Below are 18098 nucleotides of genomic sequence, written 5' to 3'. Positions count from 1 at the left end.
AAAGCTCTCTCTGATTCGGATGATTTTTTTCATAGCAGCACTTGATATCAGTGCACAGAATATCACCCTGAACTGACCGAGGTCCTGTGAACTAAGGGGGCAATCAAGGTGCCGCTTTGCTTCATCATAAAACCAACCCTTGAAAATGCTTGGGTTATCACATGACCTGATAATTTTTTCGACTAGATCACCTGTCCATGGAAATTGAGTTAATAACAGGTCAGATTTGGTAATGGTAGGGTGATAGCCTCTGCCCCGGTTTTTCTGGCACAGGAGAGTAAGATCCTCAACAAAGGAAGTGATACAGAGATTTAGGTCACTTTGTGAATAACCAGTCATATGACTAAAGCCCTCTTCTGTTATCAAACAGTTTCATCTCTTTGTTCGCATCAAAGCTAATCCCTTGCTCTTCGATTAGCCTGTTGACATGGTCTAGTTTGGCTTTCAATAGATAGCTAGGCGGAAGGGTGTACACCTGGGTCGATTCAGTTTTTTTGTGCCCCATCATTAATTGCACAGTATTTTCGTTGAACCCGAACCGATCGTTACCCAGCGGAATGAAGTTCCGACAGTAAACTCCGTAAAAATGCCTGCATGCATGAAGTGCTTTCTTGGTTTCGCCACCGCAAGCACGAAGGGCGTCCTTGAATGCTTTGCGCTGCGTTTTCATATCCCCATCAATTTGGGGTTTTCCCTTATTGGGACCCTTAAGGTGGATAAACAGAAAGTTGTGGTCACATGAGAAGGGTTTCCGCTCATGTTGTAAATACTTTTGGAGGCTTTCAAAAAAGTACGTTCTAAATGGTTCGATAAAGTAGACTTCCTCTACTTCACGCCCTTTGTGGGAGGCATTTTCAGGGTTGGATAGGGATACATATTCCAAAGGCCTGGTAGCAGGGTCTACCAAACGCACGGTGGATGAGATGGGATCCACATCCTGTTGTAAGAGTGTCAAGCCTTCATTGGGTCTTGCTCCTGTCCCCAACAGAAAAGACCAGTAACAACGATCCCGGTAGCACTTGGCTTCATCCAGCACCTGAATGGCCTCTACGCTAGTTAGGGCCTTGTCAACATAGGCGCCCGTACCCTTGCTGATACCAGTCCTGACCCGTGATTTGAACAGGGAAGAGTCGCTATATTTAGCACCGCCCATTATAACTCCTGCCAATACAGAGCGACTCATCATTGCTTGACGCTCTGCGCGACTCAATTCTTTCCTTTGTAGCAATTCATCAAACAGGTTTTCTGCTGATACATCGATGTTAACAATGCCCTGTGCCTTCATTGACTGAAGGCTTGAATGAAACAAAGCGGAGTCCTTGAGGAGGCCGTTAACGGTGGACTTTACTCGATTGCTGGAAGTAGTGGCGATAGGTATTCTGTTGTTTTTAGTTGCTGCAAACCAGGCTACAGGAACGGCAGAGTTCTTGTTCCCAAAGATCAGGTAATTGGGGAAGTCTAGTATCACTGTTGACAGAAAGTTCCTGTCTAGATTGGGGAGTGCAGCAGCAACCTCCTCAGCGTTACTGAAGGCTGCTAGATATTCGAAAAATATCTTCAGATCGCTTGCCTTGGCTTCAAGAGTGTTGGCGGGGACACCGCTAAGGCTTAACTGATCCATGTAGGTGCCATAGGGCTCAACGAGTCCGTGTTCAGAATCCAGTAAAGCAAATGAAGACTTACCCGTCGCGAGCTGAACCTTAATCTTTTTTAGACCCATTACGTGCGCACATCCATATGTTTGCCTATTTAGCTACATATCCTAGTGCGCTTGTGTGCACATGTAAATATCAGGTAAACAAAAAAACCGTCACACACCCAGATGTGACGGTTTCAAAGCACTGTATTTACTAGTGTTATGGCGAGGATGTAGGGACTTGAACCCTAAACCTACGGCTTAGAAGGCCGTTGCTCTATCCTGTTGAGCTACACCCTCAGAATAATTTTCATGCGCACAGACAGATAATGCCCTATAAGTTAGGTATCACCACAGCCTTAGATCTAGCCAATGCCTCACCTAGAGCCATCAGAGACCAGTTTTCGGTGGTTTTAGAGAGAACCGTCAGAGAGCTCAATGGTGAGTCGTGCATTGAACTTGAAGAGATCCCGCCAATTAAGAAACAAATCGTCTGTAGCCGTTCATTTGGCGTAAAAGTGACGCACTTTGAATTGTTACGTGAAGCCGTATGCGAATACGCAACCCGTGCCACTGAGAAGCTTCGCAAAGAACAGCAGCAAGCCAAAGTGCTGACCGTGTTTATACGAACCAGCCCCTTTAAGGACAACGAGCCGCAGTACAGCAACTCTGCATCGGGTGAGTTGCTGATCCCCAGTTGCGATACGCGGGATTTTATCGAGCTGGCCAATCACTTACTCAAGCGGATTTGGAAGGATGGTTTTCGTTATGCCAAAGCGGGCGTCATGCTGTCTGACTTTTACGATCCTGGCATGTTTCAACCAGGACTATTCGATGACGTATCGACCCGCTCTAATAGCCAGCAGCTGATGTCTGTATTGGACACTATTAATCAAAGCGGTGCCGGAAAGGTTTTCTTTGCTGGACAAGGTACGAAGAAAGATTGGTCAATGAAGCGAGAGCATTTGTCTCCCGCTTACACAACACGCTGGGACCAGTTACCGCGAGTGAAGTAGCGCCGATAATTCAGTAGGCATTCACTCTGCGACGCAGCATGTTGAGCTTATCAACTTGGCGTCGAATATCACTGAAGAATTCCTCTTTCTCCATGGCCAGCGCTAGCTCCCATTCTTTGGCCAAACCTTGGCAGTCCAAAAATGCGTATCTCAGCTTCGTCTTTGAAATACGCAGTCCCTTACTAAAGACCACGCGCTTGCCTCGTTGACCGTGAAAACTGTTGATGTACCACTCTATGCCAAAGCCATACTTAAAGTCTCTGATACGGACACCAAGCAGGCCCCAATCTTTAAAGGGCTCATTCTCTCGAACCTTGTAATGGGTAACCCAAAAGTCATCAACTTCAGCTCTTGCCAGTGCTTTTAGCCTGTCCGTTTCTTGCTGAAGTAAATCTGATACCTCTGCTTTCCATTGTTCATTGACGATTTCTACCAAACCAATTTCCTCACCCAATTAACCCCAAAAGCCAAAACCACTATCCGTTTGGCTTTTGGATCGAAACGCCAAACGTAAAACTGCCGTAACAATCACTGTTTGGCGTCTCGATATAAATCAACTCGCGCAATCCCATACCTGACAAGGGATACAGGCCGATTTCACTTAAAAACACCTAAAAAGACGTATCGCCATGAAGATACAAACCGTTTGGCAAGTTCAGGCCAGAATGCAAACGACGTTTGGCGTCTCGATTTTTTTGGCTAGGTCACCAGCCGCCAAGCAGAGCCTATTCTCATACTTTTGCGAAAATGCAATAGGCAGATAGATGAAAGGATTTGTCACCTTTCTGCCCACCGCCAGTGCACCGAATCCTGATAATGACATTTGAGTGAACCGCCAGAGCACTTGGAAAAGCCCAAGCGTGACCAGTGCGGTTGATTGAAAACCGTTAGAGCACTTTGAGTGCACAGGAGATAAGTATGTTTGTACTAGGCGTAGATATCGGTTACTCAAACCTGAAGCTGGCAATTGGCCAATCAGGTAGTGAACCGAAAACCATTATTCTACCTGCGGGTGCCGGTCCTGCGGATCGTATGCCAGAGCGTATCGGTGGAGGCGATGATGACACTTGTTTGTATGTATCTGTCGATAATGAGCGCTGGGCCGCTGGTGTTCCTGCTGGACGCCTTCAAGGCTGGGAACGAGAGCTCCACCCGGAATATCCCACCACAAAAACCTATAGGGCGCTTTTTCATGCCGCCTTGTTAATGGCTGAAACAGAGTCCATCGATTTGGTTGTCACTGGATTACCGGTTTCCCAGTTTCATGAACCACAACGTAAGTCTGACCTTGTGAAGCGTTTAAAAGGTGTTCATCAAGTGACGCCTAAGCGCAGCATCACCGTTCATGACGTCAAAGTGCTGCCGCAGCCTGCCGGTGCCTATATGGATCTGGTTCAAACAGGTGGTGATTTGGGCTTAATTGAAGAAGGTCGCGTCGTCGTCATAGACCCCGGCTTCTTTTCTGTTGATTGGGTTGCTCTTGAGGCCGGAGAAATTCGTTACAGCTCTTCAGGAACCAGCCTTCAGGCAATGTCCGTGCTACTGGAAACCATTGATAAGCTGATTTCAGAAGATCACGGTGCCAAAGTAGGAATGGATCGACTTGAAAAAGCCATGAGAACAGGCGACTTGCAGGTCCTGCTATTTGGAGAAAAAGTCGATATTTCACCTTATCTGAATGCTGCCATGAAAAAGGTAGCGCCTGTCGCTCTTACAGCCATGCGCCAATCTATGCGCGACGAAAGCATTAATGCGGACTTGGTATTGATCGCCGGAGGTGGAGCCTTGGCTTATAAGGAAGCGGCCAAGGAGATTTTTTCACGAAGCAAGATCATCGTGCCGGAACAGTCTGTTTTGGCGAACGTCCGAGGCTTCTGGTTTTATGGGGCCTGATTATGAGAGTTGTCGTCAACATTCCCCCAGGGAGCCACCCTGAACTGCTCAAAGAATTGGAAAAGACGCCGCCACGAGAACGCGCTGAGCGTCTGCGGATGCTGGCCACCTTTGGGTTAATTCACATGAGCCAACCCAATCTATCCACGGCATCTGTACCGGTGGATGGCCATGCTCCAGAAGTTGAAATTACTTCTGTGAGTACAGCGCCAGAACCCAAAGCAGAATCACGTAAACAATCATTAAAATCAAAACTAGGGCTGGGCTTATAACATGGCGTTATCAGTTAGCTGGCTCGATGCCAGGTTAAATAAAGAAGCAAAAGAAACCGTAGTAAAAGCCGACCGAGATGGGCTAAGTGCTCGGGTATCGCCCAAGGGCAAAATTGTTTTTCAGTTTCGTTATCGGTTTGATGGCAAGCAACAGCGGGTAGACATAGGTACTTACCCACTTATGAAGCTTGCTGAAGCTAGGAATGAGCTGGATAGGTTAAGGGCGGTACTTGATCAGGGCAGAAACCCCAAGCTCTACCTACAGCAGGAACGGGCCAAGTATTCTGCCAACCAAAGCTTCGAATCGATTTTTCGAGACTGGATAGACTCTGCCGGTAAGCAAGGGCTAAAGGAGAAAACGTGGCACTACCAAAAACGAAGCAGTGAAATATATTTGCTGCCCCGACTTGGCAAGTACCCATTAACTGACATCAATGAATTGTCCTTAAGAAACTGTCTTCGTGAGGTTTCGGAGTCGTCCCCTTCAAACACAGAACGCCTAGTTTCTGTGCTGCATAAGTTTTATGACTGGCTGATAGATGAACAGATTTTGGAAATTAACGCTGCTGCTGGGATCACAGCAAAGAAGGTTGGTGGTAAGAAAGGTAAACGAACTCGGGTGCTAAACGATAACGAGATCAGGATACTTTGGCGCTATTTGCACGAGTCAAAAATTACTGAGAAGAACCGCATCTACATTAAATTGCTTCTGCTATTGGGCGGTCGCAAGGGAGAACTCATTCAAGCTGAAAAGCATCACTTTGACTTGCAATCTGCAATGTGGACAGTGCCTATAGAGATCCGCAAACAAGGTGAGAAAATTGGAGCGCCAATCATGCGGCCATTGATTAAACCTGCTATAGAGCTGATTGAACTGGCGATGCAGATGAGTAAATCAACTTACCTGTTTCCCGCGAACGGACAAGATGAGCTTGCCACAAATGGCTTTGATACCACTATTCCTAACAATGTGAAAATCTGGGCTCGCAGGTCGCTTGGTATTGAGATGGAACATTGGTCTATGCATGATCTTCGCAGAACGATGCGAACGCGTATGTCGGCCATCACGACGCAAGAAGTTGCCGAGTTGATGATTGGCCACAGCAAAAAAGGGTTGGATGCTATCTACAACCAATATCAGTACCTGGATGAAATGCGTCATGCTTACGACGTTTGGTATCAACAGCTAGAGACCATCATCGAGCCGACAGGCTTTCCGTTCAACTGGCGTTTCGGACAATAAAATAAAAGAAAGAGGCTCAGTCCTCTTTCTTCTCATACTCTTCTAGGTCTTCAATGTGCCACAGCTTGTTTCGTGTATTTCGGTTGATACGAGGTTGCGGCAAGCTGCCATCTTTTATTCTTCGCCAGAGCGTCGTATAGCTAATGTGGTAACGAGCCATCACTTCGTAAGATGTTAGAAAAGGGGTTACCTGGTGCGCTACTGCTGTCATCTGCATTCTCCTGAAAATCAATGTAAAGCTATCATCGCCTGATTCATCACTTGTTGATGGTCAGAAAGATGCATGATTTGTTCAGAAGATCAGCATGTATAAAAGCAATTGTAATTATTAAACTAGAACTCAAAACTCTCAGTATGAACCTGTCCAGCAGGAACGCCTATTGAGACCAAGTATTCTGTCATATCTCTCATAAATTGTGTTGGTCCACATACATATGCTTGCTGGCTAGCAGTATTTGGCACCATTTTTTTCAAAGCCCCTTTTGTTAAACGACCCTCTTTACTGCTGATCACATGGATGTATTGGAAGTGGGGATACTGTTTTGAACGTCGAAGCAGCTCTGATTGACTAATAAGATCTTTTTCATATCTTTCTATGTGAATCATGGTTATGTCGGTTTGGTCTTGCAACGAAAAGGCTCCAATCCCTCGAATCATTGCTAGGTTAGGTGTAATACCAATACCTGCACTCAATAGCAATAAGTGCTTAGGCACTGTAGGCTTTTGCGTATTTTCATCAACGGACACCGCAGTCATCTCACCTTGAATACCAAGTAACTTGACCTCCATCCCAACTTCTGCATAGTCATGTAGCCAATTTGTTACCAATCCATTTGGCATACGTTTTACGGTAATATCTAATGTGTTATCACCGTTAATACTATTGGGTGTTTCCGAAAGCGTCCAAGTGCGAACTTCGATAGCCTCACCACCGGGAATATTATTAAACTCAAAAGTTGCATATTGTCCCGGAAGAAATGCGATACGTCTCGGTATCACAAAACGAAACGTTTTAACATTTTCGGTTTCGTCAACGATTTTAGCCAAGGTTGCCACTTGTGGGTATTCACTTTCAGTGTCGACGTTTCCTGTACCTGACACTACAGGATTGTATGGCGAATAATCTAAACGCTTCCAACGATGATTGGTTATCTCATTCATTCGAACCAAATTTGTAATGTGAAAAACTATTTTTCTTGAAGCTCCCTCGTAACAGCCATCGTGCTCCCAGTCGACCGTTGCACGACCAGTCATTTGAATAATGCTGCCAGACTCAAAATCAACGAGTGTCACCCCAGCTCTATCATAAGATTCCAGATTGCCAGAGGTGAAAAACGTTCCATTCCCTCTATACTCTGGCCACTCTATTGTGGAGGGCGATATGACTCGAATAAAACCAGGTTTGCCTCCTCTATGATTGCAGTCAGCACCTATGCCTGGTGCGTAAGTACCTATCCATAAGGTATCCATTTTTCGGACAAATGTTTGATCATCCTCTGTAAGCCTTGTACGAGTTTCAGCCCTAGCATTTTTGTTTAACGAAGGCGTGCCGTCTGAAGCTGGAATTATATCTCGACGATTAATGTACTTAGGACAATTAGGTGTGTATTCAGTAACTTGCAAAGAAACACTATGTTTACCGTTGTCTCCTCCTGCAATAGTATATCCGTTAATTCGGTGCCTAATTCTTCGGTTTAGATCTATACCTAGCAAGGACAATGGCGTACCAGGCTCTATAAAATTAAGCATGTCTAAATTTGGAATACAGTCTCTAGAGATAGCTATTTCCTTTTCTGATATAGCTGCCAAATCACCTGATTGGCCAAATAAAGGAGTTACCCATACAGACTCATTTTTCAAATCAACACTGGCGAGCGCGGCAAATGACTGAGCAGCTAAAAACACGTCATGACCAGAAGCAAAACTAAGGGCACTATGCTTACCCACCGCAAGTTCAGCAGCGACACCTCTGGTTCCCGCTTTATCTTGAGCGGCTAGTTCTCCAGGATGATAAGATGAATCAGACATAAAACCTCTTGTGTCTTCCGTTAGTTTATTGGCGTGCTTCATAGTTTTTAAATTAATAGGAATCTTTGCGGCGCTGCTCCTATTATTATCAATCATGAAATGGAAATTGATTCAAAATCAGGTAGTGGCACTTAAGTAAGTGAGTGTCACTACCTGCTGACTAAATCTCTCAATGGCCCTTCGCTTAACTACTCTAACTTATTCAGCTCTTGTATTAGCTGTCTTATCTTAACGACTCTAACGCCAAACACTCATGCTAGGCATAAAGCCCAACAGCGGTGCGAGGCATCGCTTTGAAACCATCAAGATTCTCAATATTGCTTAGCAGGCGTAGTATATTCGGGTACTTGTCTAGCGAAATGTTTCCTTCAGGTGCATGAGCCACGTATGAATAGACGGCGATATCTGCAATAGTTGGTCTACCATCAACCAAAAAGTCTTTGGTTCCAATTAGAGTATTGAGTTTGGTCAGTGCCTTTTCAGCAATAACTTGGCAAAAATGAGCATCCAATGGCGCATTAAAAACTGTAATCAGACGGGCAGCAGCTGGGCCAAAAGCTATCTCACCAGCAGCTAGTGTTAAATACTTTTGCACTTCTGCTTCTAGCACTGGGTCTGAAGGAAAAAAGTCTGGAGCATATCGACGAGCCAAGTAAACAAGAATGGCATTTGAATCGCTGATGACAACCTCGCCGTCCTCAATGACTGGAACTTGCCCTAAAGGGTTTAGCCTTAAAAATGGCTCCTTTTTGTGCTCACCAGATGGAAGATCAACATGAATAATTTCGTGTTTAATACGGGCAATGCTTGCAAATAATTCCACGCGGTGTGCGTGCCCCGACAATGGAAAACTGTGAATACGAATGCCATTTGACATTGTGGACTCCTAAGCTGATTTGTTTGTGTATGAAATGAGTATATAAGGTTTTAAGTAGGATATAATCTACCTATTCATACAAAGATAATGTACATTTTATAGATAATGGCGACTTTGAGATTCAGAAGGGAAAGTTATATGGACACTATTGAAGCAATGCGTGTATTTGTTAATGTGGCGCGCCATACATCCTTTACTCAAGGGGCAAAGCAATCGAACCTGAGTACTAAGCTAGCAAGTAAGTATGTCCGACAACTTGAAAGCAGACTGGATGCACAACTTTTTTATCGAACTACACGCAGCGTGACATTAACTGAAACAGGGCGCGCTTACTATGAGCGTTGCTTACCTATGCTAGAACAGTTTGATGAACTAGAAGACTTGATACAGCACCGCCAAAAAGAGCTTTCTGGGTCGATTCGATTGACAGCATCTACGGGGTTTGGAAGCAAAGAATTGATAGAGCCGTTGCTCGCTTTCCAAAAGCAGCACAAAGAAGTAAGAGTTGAATTACTCTTATCAGATAGTCATATTGCCGTAGTGGAAAAGGGCGTCGATATTGCGATAAGATTTGGTAAACTACAAGACTCGAATTTAATAGCGCGTAAACTAAAGGATATGCGGGTAGTATTTTTTGCTTCTCCAGATTATCTGAGTTTAAATGGCCGTCCCTCACATCCTAGAGAGCTAATTCATCATAACTGCCTTCTTTTTCGCAGCTCCAATGATTCGAAAAATTGGCACTTTAATATCGATGGCCAAATCGTCTCTTACCCAGTATCCGGAACTTTTAATACAGACTCTCCGCGGGCAATTACCAATATGTCTATTGGTGCTTTAGGCATTGGAATTGGACCGTATTACGCCGTAGAACATCATGTCAAATCGGGTGAGCTAGAATTGCTATTCGAAGATATGGAGGTGGAACCAATGGGATTATATGTTGTATATCCTGAAAACCGACATTTAACAGCAAGAGTTAGAGCCCTAGTGGATCATCTTGTATCTTGGTTTAAAAAGTAATAGGTTTATTCTTGCTTGTCATGATTCTCCACGTAAGTGATTGTGCTCACTTAAATATTTACCCCAAACTTCTAGTGCAAATCATCAAACGCAATAGCTTGAAGAAGAAAAATGCAGCCCCTACTTAAGTAAGAAAGCTACATTCCCAGAGCTATTTTAATTTGTCCAGCGTCCAAAGAAATTCTTACTCGGCCGACCTCTCACTTGATTCCCTAATAAGTAAGATATTGGCATTACAATTAGGCCAACCAAAGCATGACCGTAGAAATCCCCGTAAATAATATGCCCAACCAATGCTAAAATCATATTTAGGAAATAGGCAGCGTAGACCATATCTCTAAGATCATTATATCTATGACTCACAATGACCAAAACAGCAATTATTTTCAACCAAGCGAGGGGATAAACAAGATATGTTGGGTAACCGAACGCTTCAAAATAGCCAGCTTGAGTATCGTGAATAATGTGGTAAGACCCTGCGGCCCAACTTAATAGAAATAGAATGATTCCGGTTGAAACCCAATAGGCAATTTTCTGTATTTTACTAGACATGCGTATTCTCGCTTTTATTGTTGCTTTCTGTGTTATAAGTTGTTTCAGGAAAGAGAAAGATGACTTCCCTAATGACTTGCCATCTGCCTGCTGATTTTTGAAGATCTATGCTTAGATGAAGTTTCATGGGCGTACCTGATAAATCATTCTTACGAGACAATAAAACATGTGCTGAGTCATTTTTCACATCAATTTTGTGAAGCTCAGACCATGTGTTCATTGGTGGGTCTCCAGCATCTCTTTTTTTCGAAAATAAGGAAGTAAAGATCTCTTTATTTGCAATTTGCAATTCTCCCGTCATGCCAAGCATGTAAACTTGTAAGTCGTTGTGATAGATCTCCTCAAGCGTTTCTACGTCATAATTGGTCGCTGTATTTATAAGATTGTCTATAACCGCTTTGATTTCTAATTCACTTGCAGTATAAGAACTCATTATAAAGTTCCTCTTATTGGGTAGTTATTTTCTGGATTTCGAACAAAATTTATCCCCATCAAAATGGTTTTAAAATCTGGGCGAGTGAAAGGCGTATTTGAAATATCAATAACCTGTATTTTTCCTTCTTCATTCATAATGAAAAGGCCGGGCTCAGCAAATGCTCTGTCGGATTCTTGGGGTGAACGAGGTTCAGAGATGTATAGCCCTAGCTTCCTCATCTGTTCAAGTTTCAGGTCGTAACCCACAGTAAAAGAAGGGTTAACTTTGTTGATTTGCTCCTGTGCTCGTTCTAGAGAGTCAGCAGAAACCGCAATGATATCAACCCCCGCCGCGTCAAACGCAGCTGTATAATCATTAAGTGTCTTTAAATAATCGGTACAAATGGGACAATGCTTGCCTCTATATACAACAACCATTTTCCATCGCTCATCACCTGATAGAGAAAAAAGATCTACACTTCCTCCTTCAATAGTTGGGACTGTAATAGTTGGCGCAACTGTACCCGCTTTTAACTTGATATCTGTCATTTTTAAACCCTTCGTGTTTTGTATCGATCGATATATAACCATAAAAAGTAACGCATCTCAATAGTATTGTATCGTTCGATACAAAACTCTTTCTAAGGCATTGTTTTTTATGCATTTTAAATTTTTAATTCAATTCTACATTTAAACTGAATGATATGTTACTATGAGTAAAATTAGTAAGAGATAAATAGAAGATTAATGAAAGAAAAAAGAACAGGGCGACCTAGAGAGTTTGACAGGGACGAAGCTCTATCTGCTGCCATGCATGTTTTTTGGAAACAAGGTTATGACGGTGCCTCCATGAAAGATCTGACAGCGGCAATGAATATCAGCGGCCCAAGTCTTTATGGGGTGTTTGGCGATAAGCGTCAGCTTTTCATGGAGGCTATTGATTTCTATGCCAACCGAAAAGCATGCAAACCTTTAGAAGTGTTTGAGACAGAACCTGATATTGAAACTGCAGTACGAAAATTCTTTTATGAGGTAGTAGAATATAGCACAATGAGTATTAGTGGTGCCAAAGGTTGCTTTCTAAGCTCATGTGTTGCAACGGTTTCTGGAGAACTGGTAGGAGTAGAGGCGTTGCTTAAGCGTGCTATTTTTGACACAGACGAAAGGCTAGCAAGGCGCTTCGAACTAGAAAAAGCCAGAGGAGTTTTGCCTGATACCTTTCCTTCAAAAATTAGAGCTAGGCTAATGTTTGATTTGAGACAAGGTCTGGTTTTTCGTGCGCGCGCTGGAATAGAACCAAAATATCTACTAGCCGATATCGAAAGTAACGTGGGAATTATATTAGGGTAGCCTGAAATTTTTTGGCTACTCAATTGCGGTGCAAAAGTATATCTGTATTTATAATTTTCATAACAGCTTTTTTTATTTTCATCATCTTTGATATAGAATTACTGTAGTGAGATAAATTCATCGTATTGGAGGTGTTCGACACCACTTTTGACCTGTAAAATATTGTTGGCAATGGCATTGCCTAATAGTTCTACTTTTATTCCTCTATATTTACGACGCTTTCCTTGAAAAATAAAGTCAAGTTTTGGCCAAACGAAGAGGGTTAAGGCTTGAGTATAACCATATCTATTTTGAGGTGTTAAAATCATGGATGGCTCAAAAACGCTCAATCTTTCAAAACCCAACCGAACCAACTCATCCACCAACTCTCCTTTTGTTCGAAGATAAAAATTTCGCGAATGTTTACTAACTCCAACAGAAGAGAGTAGTTGAAAATGCTTTACCCCCTTAGACTTGCAAGCTTTTGCAAATGCTAAAACAGCTGTTTTATCAATTTTAATAAAGTCAGCTTTTGATAATTTTGAAGGTTCACCAACCCCAAGTGTGCAAATTGCCGTAGTATAGCCTTTGATATAAGCGGCATAAGTGTTGGTGTTATGAATATCTATGACTTTGGACTGGACATTTGCCATAGTTTTTTCAAAATTAATTGTTCTTCTCCCCAATGCCAACACATCCGTTACTTCAGAAAATCCTAAAACACGATTAAAAACAACTGAACCCACAGCACCAGTCGCTCCCAAAAAAATAACGCTTTGTTTGTTTGTTAAGGCATTCATTTTAATACTACTTCATTGAAAATGAATTTAAATGTACTCATTACGGATTACCCAGATATAGCTACACAATAAAGATAGAACGACAACTCTGAAAAAATTAATGTCTAAACCGCATAGATTCACGAAACTGTTTAGGTGTTTTCCCTGTTTTACTTTTAAATATGCGGGTAAAGTAACCGGCATCTTCATACCCTAGTTCATACGCCACTTCGCTTATGCTTTGGTTGCTTGCCAGTAATAAGCTTTTTGCTTTATTAATCAGGTAGTTTTGAATACATGCTTTTGCACTTTGCCCCGTCTGCTCTTTTAACGCATCTGTTAAATAACGCGCAGACACTTGCATTTGCCTACAAAGATGCTGTAAATCAGGCAATTCAACGTATTGGTTTTTATTTGAATAATGTACATCTAGCAAGCTTACTAAGCGACTGTGCCAATCACCTTGTAGTTCACTGCGCTGGATAAACTGACGCCGATAAAAACGCTGGCAGTAATGCATAAACGCCATAATTTGCGATAAAATAATAGCGCGACTGGTATTGTCGTAGCCTCCTTGTAGCTCATGTTCTAATGCATTAAACAACTGCTGCAATATAGCTTGTTCAGACGGTGAGACATGCAAAGCTTCATTGACTTGATAATGAAAAAAGCCACATTCATTAAGTAACAACTCTAGAGGATGCCCTCGTACATAATCTGGATGTAACATTAAGACATAGGCATCACCCTCAATCGTCACATCATAAGTGGACATTGCTTGATTAGGTGCCATAGCTATTAAGGTGCCGGTTTGACAATCATACTCAGTGCGCCCATAGAATAACTGCCCCTTGATAACCCGCTTTAAAGCAAGATAATAAAAACCTCCCGATAGCTGCACTCCTTTATCAAAACTAGGAGTGCGCTTAGATAATTGCAGCGCACTTAGTTTCATCACAGCTACGAGTGGATGATTAGACGCAGCAAACCCAGCCGAGGTTAAATAATCACTAATATGTTCAAAGTGTAAAACTGAGTTTGTCACTCTAATTTACCCAAATGTTTGTTGTACTAATGCCAATTGCTTTAACCCACTTGGATCTGCTTGGGTTTTTAGCGCTGTAAATTGTTCCCCCCAGGCAGATGTGCGTATACGTAGTGGTAGCTGCTCTTTTAACGCCGTTGTTATCACTACTTCTGCCACTTGCTCAGGGCTTTGATACAAGTCTCCTCGTTCAGAGCCTGCGCCGCTTGCCAAAAAAGCATCAAAAACAGGTTTGTACTCATCGCTAGGCATTTCACCATTTGATTGCAATTGAGCAATGACGTTATTCGCAAATTCTGTGGCAATACCGCCAGGTTCAACACAACAAAATTGAATACCAAAACTAGGTGTTATATAACTAGCCAAAGCTTCTGTGTACCCTTCCACAGCGAATTTTGCTGCACAATAAATATCACTAAATGGTTGTCCAACTAAACCACCAACTGAACCGATATTAATAATTTTCCCCTGCTTTGCGCGACGCATATGTGGTAACACTGCTTTAGTGCAACGAACTACACCATGAAAGTTAACATCCATTACCCAATTAATTTCTGCCTCAGTCGCATGTTCAGTTGTGCGAACACACCCCGCTCCTGCATTGTTTATGAGTAAATCAATGTGACCATGCTTAGCAATGATGTGCTCAACACTTTCGGTGATGGTCTCATTATTTTGCACGTCAAGCGCTAGTACATTTAGGGTCACACCTGCGTCTTTGGCAGCATCTAATAATGCTTGCGATTTGGAGACATTACGCATTGTTGCGTAAACCTCATAACCTTGTTGCGCGAGCTGAACACTAAGCGCAATACCTAAACCTGTAGATGTGCCTGTTACTAATGCGATTGGTTTCATTGTATTCTCCTATTAAGTTTATGAAAGTATAATAAAGAAAATGAATCTTCACGACATCACACAAAAAGACATAAAAGTAGCACGAAATCCCGTTTTTTCCTTTTAGTTAGCGCCGTTATGCAAGACAAATGAACAGACGATTGGCATTTATGTTTAATATTTGCATATAAAGTCAAAACTATAGACCACCTAACATCAAAACGTTAAACACAATAAACTAGAAATAATCGCGAACGCCTTACCATCATTTCTCGATTTTCGGCATAAAAAATATAGGTAAGTATTGGTAAAAAACCAGTAACCACAAGGCCTAGAGCCAGATTTGTGTCATGGAAATTTCGCCAATGGCCTCAAAAACGGAATTTGTACTCAAGTTTGTACACACTTTCCGAGGTTACGCTTGAACATCATTGAAAAGCAAAGAAACGAGAAAAAGACAAAAAGCCTTTAAATTCAGTACGTAGGGATGTGATTGTGGTGTGCAATGAAAGGTGGTTTTAAGCGTTGAAAGGCTGGGCGGCATCAGGGTGAGAGATGATCGCGAAGGTGCGTCGCTTATCGATTTCGCTTAAGAACTTCTGGTCGGCCATGAATGCTATCTTTTAGTAAAAGGGATTGTATAAACAAAAATTGGCGGCTATTTTCGCTGATCCATGACCGAGATACAATCTTGGCATGGTTCAGCGAGCAACTTTATCTACGATTTGTAAGGGATAGCACTATAATTTGACCAAGGTACGGCCGGTAACCTGCCCTTTTAATATCGCCTCTGCACAGTGAGGCACTTTCTTCAAACTGATGCACTGTCCTGACTGCTCAAAATAACTGGCGGGAAGCAACTTAGCTAATTGCTGCCAAGCTTGCAGTCGTTTATTGGTTGGACACATCACCGAATCCACGCCCAGTAACGACACGTTGCGCAAAATAAATGGCATGACCGTAGTGGGTAAATCGAACCCCTGAGCTAACCCACAGGCGGCAACTGCGCCATTGTATTGAGTTTGCGCCAACACTTTAGCCAGCATTTTACTGCCAACCGTATCAATGGCCCCTGCCCAAAACTGCTTCTCTAAAGGCTTAGGGTCATCACTGAACTCTGCTCTATCAATAACCCGCTCTGCTCCCAAACGCTTGAGCAAGGGTTCATTTTCTTCTACTCGCCCAGTTGCAGCAACCACACGATAGCCAAGGGCGTTGAGCAGCACCACCGCAACACTGCCTACACCACCGGAGGCGCCCGTTACCAAAATCTCACCGTTTTCCGGGGACACCCCGGCATCTTGCAAAGCCTGAACGCACAGCATAGCGGTCAAACCTGCCGTTCCGATCACCATGCTTTGCTCGCTGGTTAAGCCCGCCTGCAATGGCACCAGCCAATCCGCTTTAACGCGTGCTTTTTGCGCCAAGCCACCCCAGTGGTTCTCACCAACGCCCCAACCGGTTAACACCACTTGGTCCCCCACTTGATAGCGTTCATCTGCTGATTCGATAACCGTTCCCGCAAAATCAATGCCGGGAACCATAGGAAAGTTGCGAATAATTCGCCCTTTACCAGTAATTGCCAAACCGTCTTTATAGTTAATGGAAGAGTAATCCACCTTGACCGTGACCTCGCCATCGGGCAACTGTGACTCATCTAACGACTCAACCGCCGCAAGGGTAGATTTATCTTGTTGACGCAAAACCAGCGCTTGAAACATAACAACCTCTTATTTGGTGAAATACCTAACTACAATGCCACACTCGCAAGCTAGGCTCTATACGACTTTAGCGTAGCTCAATTATGTTTGGACGAGGGCTGCAGCCAATAAAAAACCTTGCCATTGGCAAGGTTTCAGCTTGTTTAACCGGTTAGCCGCTGTTAAGCGCTAGGCTGTGGTTGCCTGTAACCAGGTTTAGCGGCGAGCAAGTGCACAGTTGATATGGCTCGCTCGCGAAAGCCCCCTTCACTGTAGCTTAAGTAAAACCGCCATAATCGAGCAAAACGCTCATCGTAGCCTAAGTTAGCCAACTCGGTTTTCGCTGCTTCAAAACGATTGGCCCAATCTTTTAAGGTTTGGGCGTAGTGATGGCCAATGTCGTGCAGTTCGGTTATCACCATATCGGTTTCAGCGCTAATATTACGGCTCATTTGCTCAATAGACGGCAAGCAACCGCCGGGGAAAATGTAGCGCTGAATGAAATCGACGCTTTTGCGGTAATTATCGTAACGTTGGTCAGCGATGGTTATGGCCTGAATCAACATTTTGCCATGAGGTTTTAGGCGGCTGCTGCACACATCGAAGAAGCCCGCCAAGTATTCATGGCCAACGGCCTCGATCATTTCAATGGATACCAGTTTATCGAATTGCCCCTCCAGCAATCGGTAGTCTTGCTTGAGCAGAGTAATTCTATCGTCAAGGCCTTCCGCTTCAATTCGCGCCTTGGCGTAATCGTGTTGGGCATCAGAAATGGTCGTAGTGGTCACTTTTACACCAAAGTGCTTGGCGGCGTATATGGCCAGCCCACCCCAACCGGTTCCAATTTCCAGTAAAGTTTCATCGGGCTGCAATTCCAATCGCTCACAGATAAGCTGTAGCTTATGGGTTTGCGCTTCCTCTAAACTGGCGTTTTGAGTCGGGTAAATCGCACTGGAATACATCATGCGTTCATCAAGAAAGCGCGTATATAGCTGATTTCCTAAGTCGTAGTGAGCAAGAATGTTCTTCTTGCTGCCTTTAACTGAGTTAGCCTGCAACTTGTGATAGCCCAAATGTAACCAACTGGTAAGGCGAGCTAACGGTCCTTCAAGGGCTTCCATGCTGGCTTGGTTGCGCGCCAGAACCTGAATCACTTTGGTAAGATCCGGTGTGCTCCAATCGCCATCGATGTAACTTTCGGCAGCGGCTATTGCGCCCCCAAACACCAAACGCTGATACATGCGCGGGTGATTCACCTCAACTTCCGCTTTAAGCGAGGCACTGGGGTTGCCCACTTGCCAAACCAAACCCTGCTGATGAATGGTTAAACAAGCGTTATCCAACTGTTTGAGTGCTTGCAACAGGCGATTGCGACAAAAGCGAATCGCGAAGCTTTCCTTGCGATTGGCCAATTTGGCGGTTTGGCTGTTTTCCATAAAATCTCTCCTAACGCT

19 protein-coding genes and 1 tRNA gene are annotated in these 18098 nt (G+C 43.6%); 6 read left to right on the top strand and 14 right to left on the bottom strand.

Annotated elements, in window-relative coordinates; all coding sequences use genetic code 11:
• Positions 1-343: 343 nt before the first annotated feature.
• Both CLC91_RS12935 and CLC91_RS12930 read right to left on the bottom strand, forming a co-directional pair.
• Positions 344-1720 (bottom strand): tyrosine-type recombinase/integrase, encoded by a 1377-nt coding sequence (locus tag CLC91_RS12935; protein ID WP_095500517.1) that lies wholly within the window; start codon positions 1718-1720, stop codon positions 344-346.
• 139 nt (positions 1721-1859) lie between these two features.
• A tRNA-Arg gene (locus tag CLC91_RS12930) sits at positions 1860-1936 on the bottom strand.
• 29 nt (positions 1937-1965) lie between these two features.
• On the opposite strand from CLC91_RS12930, the gene CLC91_RS12925 reads away from it, so the two are divergent.
• Positions 1966-2652 (top strand): DinB/UmuC family translesion DNA polymerase, encoded by a 687-nt coding sequence (locus CLC91_RS12925; RefSeq protein WP_143812013.1) that lies wholly within the window; start codon positions 1966-1968, stop codon positions 2650-2652.
• Positions 2653-2662: 10 nt separating this feature from the next.
• Here the strand turns inward: CLC91_RS12925 and mobI are convergent, their stop codons facing one another.
• Complete coding sequence (gene mobI, locus CLC91_RS12920; RefSeq protein ID WP_002025988.1) at positions 2663-3088, bottom strand: conjugative transfer protein MobI(A/C); 426 nt, start codon at positions 3086-3088, stop codon at positions 2663-2665.
• A 482-nt stretch (positions 3089-3570) separates the two neighbouring features.
• Between mobI and CLC91_RS12915 the strand changes: the two genes are divergently transcribed.
• The 3 genes from CLC91_RS12915 to CLC91_RS12905 are packed head-to-tail and all read left to right on the top strand — an operon-like array spanning position 3571 to position 6060.
• Positions 3571-4545, top strand: coding sequence for a ParM/StbA family protein (locus CLC91_RS12915; protein WP_022614394.1), 975 nt, complete (start codon positions 3571-3573; stop codon positions 4543-4545).
• Positions 4546-4547: 2 nt separating this feature from the next.
• Complete coding sequence (locus CLC91_RS12910) at positions 4548-4817, top strand: hypothetical protein (protein ID WP_022614393.1); 270 nt, start codon at positions 4548-4550, stop codon at positions 4815-4817.
• Position 4818: 1 nt separating this feature from the next.
• Positions 4819-6060, top strand: coding sequence for a tyrosine-type recombinase/integrase (locus CLC91_RS12905; protein ID WP_022614392.1), 1242 nt, complete (start codon positions 4819-4821; stop codon positions 6058-6060).
• Between the two features lie 16 nt (positions 6061-6076).
• Here CLC91_RS12905 and CLC91_RS12900 read toward each other — a convergent pair whose 3' ends face one another.
• From CLC91_RS12900 to CLC91_RS12890, 3 genes are all read right to left on the bottom strand, one after another.
• Entirely contained in the window at positions 6077-6271 is a 195-nt protein-coding gene (locus CLC91_RS12900) for a helix-turn-helix transcriptional regulator (protein ID WP_000127614.1), read from the bottom strand.
• 122 nt (positions 6272-6393) lie between these two features.
• Positions 6394-8088 carry an FAD-binding oxidoreductase gene (locus tag CLC91_RS12895; RefSeq protein ID WP_095500534.1) on the bottom strand — a complete coding sequence of 565 codons (1695 nt, stop codon included), beginning with the start codon at positions 8086-8088 and terminating at the stop codon, positions 6394-6396.
• A gap of 256 nt (positions 8089-8344) precedes the next feature.
• Complete coding sequence (locus CLC91_RS12890; protein WP_095500515.1) at positions 8345-8965, bottom strand: glutathione S-transferase family protein; 621 nt, start codon at positions 8963-8965, stop codon at positions 8345-8347.
• 138 nt (positions 8966-9103) lie between these two features.
• On the opposite strand from CLC91_RS12890, the gene CLC91_RS12885 reads away from it, so the two are divergent.
• A complete protein-coding gene (locus CLC91_RS12885) occupies positions 9104-9988 on the top strand; it encodes a LysR family transcriptional regulator (protein ID WP_095500514.1) in 885 nt (294 codons plus the stop codon).
• Positions 9989-10144: 156 nt separating this feature from the next.
• On the opposite strand, the gene CLC91_RS12880 is transcribed toward CLC91_RS12885, so the two are convergent.
• The 3 genes from CLC91_RS12880 to CLC91_RS12870 are packed head-to-tail and all read right to left on the bottom strand — an operon-like array spanning position 10145 to position 11503.
• Entirely contained in the window at positions 10145-10540 is a 396-nt protein-coding gene (locus CLC91_RS12880; RefSeq protein WP_095500513.1) for a DoxX family protein, read from the bottom strand.
• Complete coding sequence (locus CLC91_RS12875) at positions 10533-10973, bottom strand: nuclear transport factor 2 family protein (RefSeq protein WP_095500512.1); 441 nt, start codon at positions 10971-10973, stop codon at positions 10533-10535. The genes CLC91_RS12880 and CLC91_RS12875 overlap by 8 nt, the downstream gene beginning before the upstream one ends.
• The gene (locus tag CLC91_RS12870) at positions 10973-11503 is read right to left on the bottom strand and encodes a peroxiredoxin-like family protein (RefSeq protein ID WP_095500511.1); all 531 of its coding nucleotides are present in this window, start codon (positions 11501-11503) and stop codon (positions 10973-10975) included. Before CLC91_RS12870 ends, CLC91_RS12875 begins: the two co-directional genes overlap by 1 nt.
• A gap of 198 nt (positions 11504-11701) precedes the next feature.
• On the opposite strand from CLC91_RS12870, the gene CLC91_RS12865 reads away from it, so the two are divergent.
• On the top strand, positions 11702-12304 hold the full coding sequence (locus tag CLC91_RS12865) for a TetR/AcrR family transcriptional regulator (protein WP_095500510.1): 603 nt from the start codon (positions 11702-11704) through the stop codon (positions 12302-12304).
• A 98-nt stretch (positions 12305-12402) separates the two neighbouring features.
• On the opposite strand, the gene CLC91_RS12860 is transcribed toward CLC91_RS12865, so the two are convergent.
• The 5 genes from CLC91_RS12860 to CLC91_RS12835 all read right to left on the bottom strand — a co-directional run bounded on the left by CLC91_RS12860 (position 12403) and on the right by CLC91_RS12835 (position 18080).
• Complete coding sequence (locus CLC91_RS12860; RefSeq protein WP_095500509.1) at positions 12403-13083, bottom strand: NAD(P)H-binding protein; 681 nt, start codon at positions 13081-13083, stop codon at positions 12403-12405.
• Between the two features lie 97 nt (positions 13084-13180).
• Positions 13181-14107, bottom strand: coding sequence for a helix-turn-helix domain-containing protein (locus tag CLC91_RS12855; protein WP_095500508.1), 927 nt, complete (start codon positions 14105-14107; stop codon positions 13181-13183).
• Positions 14108-14113: 6 nt separating this feature from the next.
• Entirely contained in the window at positions 14114-14965 is an 852-nt protein-coding gene (locus tag CLC91_RS12850; RefSeq protein WP_095500507.1) for an SDR family oxidoreductase, read from the bottom strand.
• Positions 14966-15684: 719 nt separating this feature from the next.
• Positions 15685-16665: an acrylyl-CoA reductase (NADPH) gene (gene acuI / locus CLC91_RS12840; RefSeq protein WP_095498751.1), complete on the bottom strand. Its 981-nt coding sequence runs from the start codon at positions 16663-16665 to the stop codon at positions 15685-15687.
• A 161-nt stretch (positions 16666-16826) separates the two neighbouring features.
• Positions 16827-18080 (bottom strand): SAM-dependent methyltransferase, encoded by a 1254-nt coding sequence (locus CLC91_RS12835; protein WP_095500506.1) that lies wholly within the window; start codon positions 18078-18080, stop codon positions 16827-16829.
• Positions 18081-18098: the final 18 nt, after the last annotated feature.

The organism is Paraferrimonas haliotis (assembly GCF_002282895.1).
Taxonomy (GTDB): Bacteria; Pseudomonadota; Gammaproteobacteria; order Enterobacterales; family Shewanellaceae; genus Paraferrimonas; species Paraferrimonas haliotis.
Note: the sequence above shows the minus strand (reverse complement) of the source record. Positions and strands in the feature narration are given on the sequence as shown.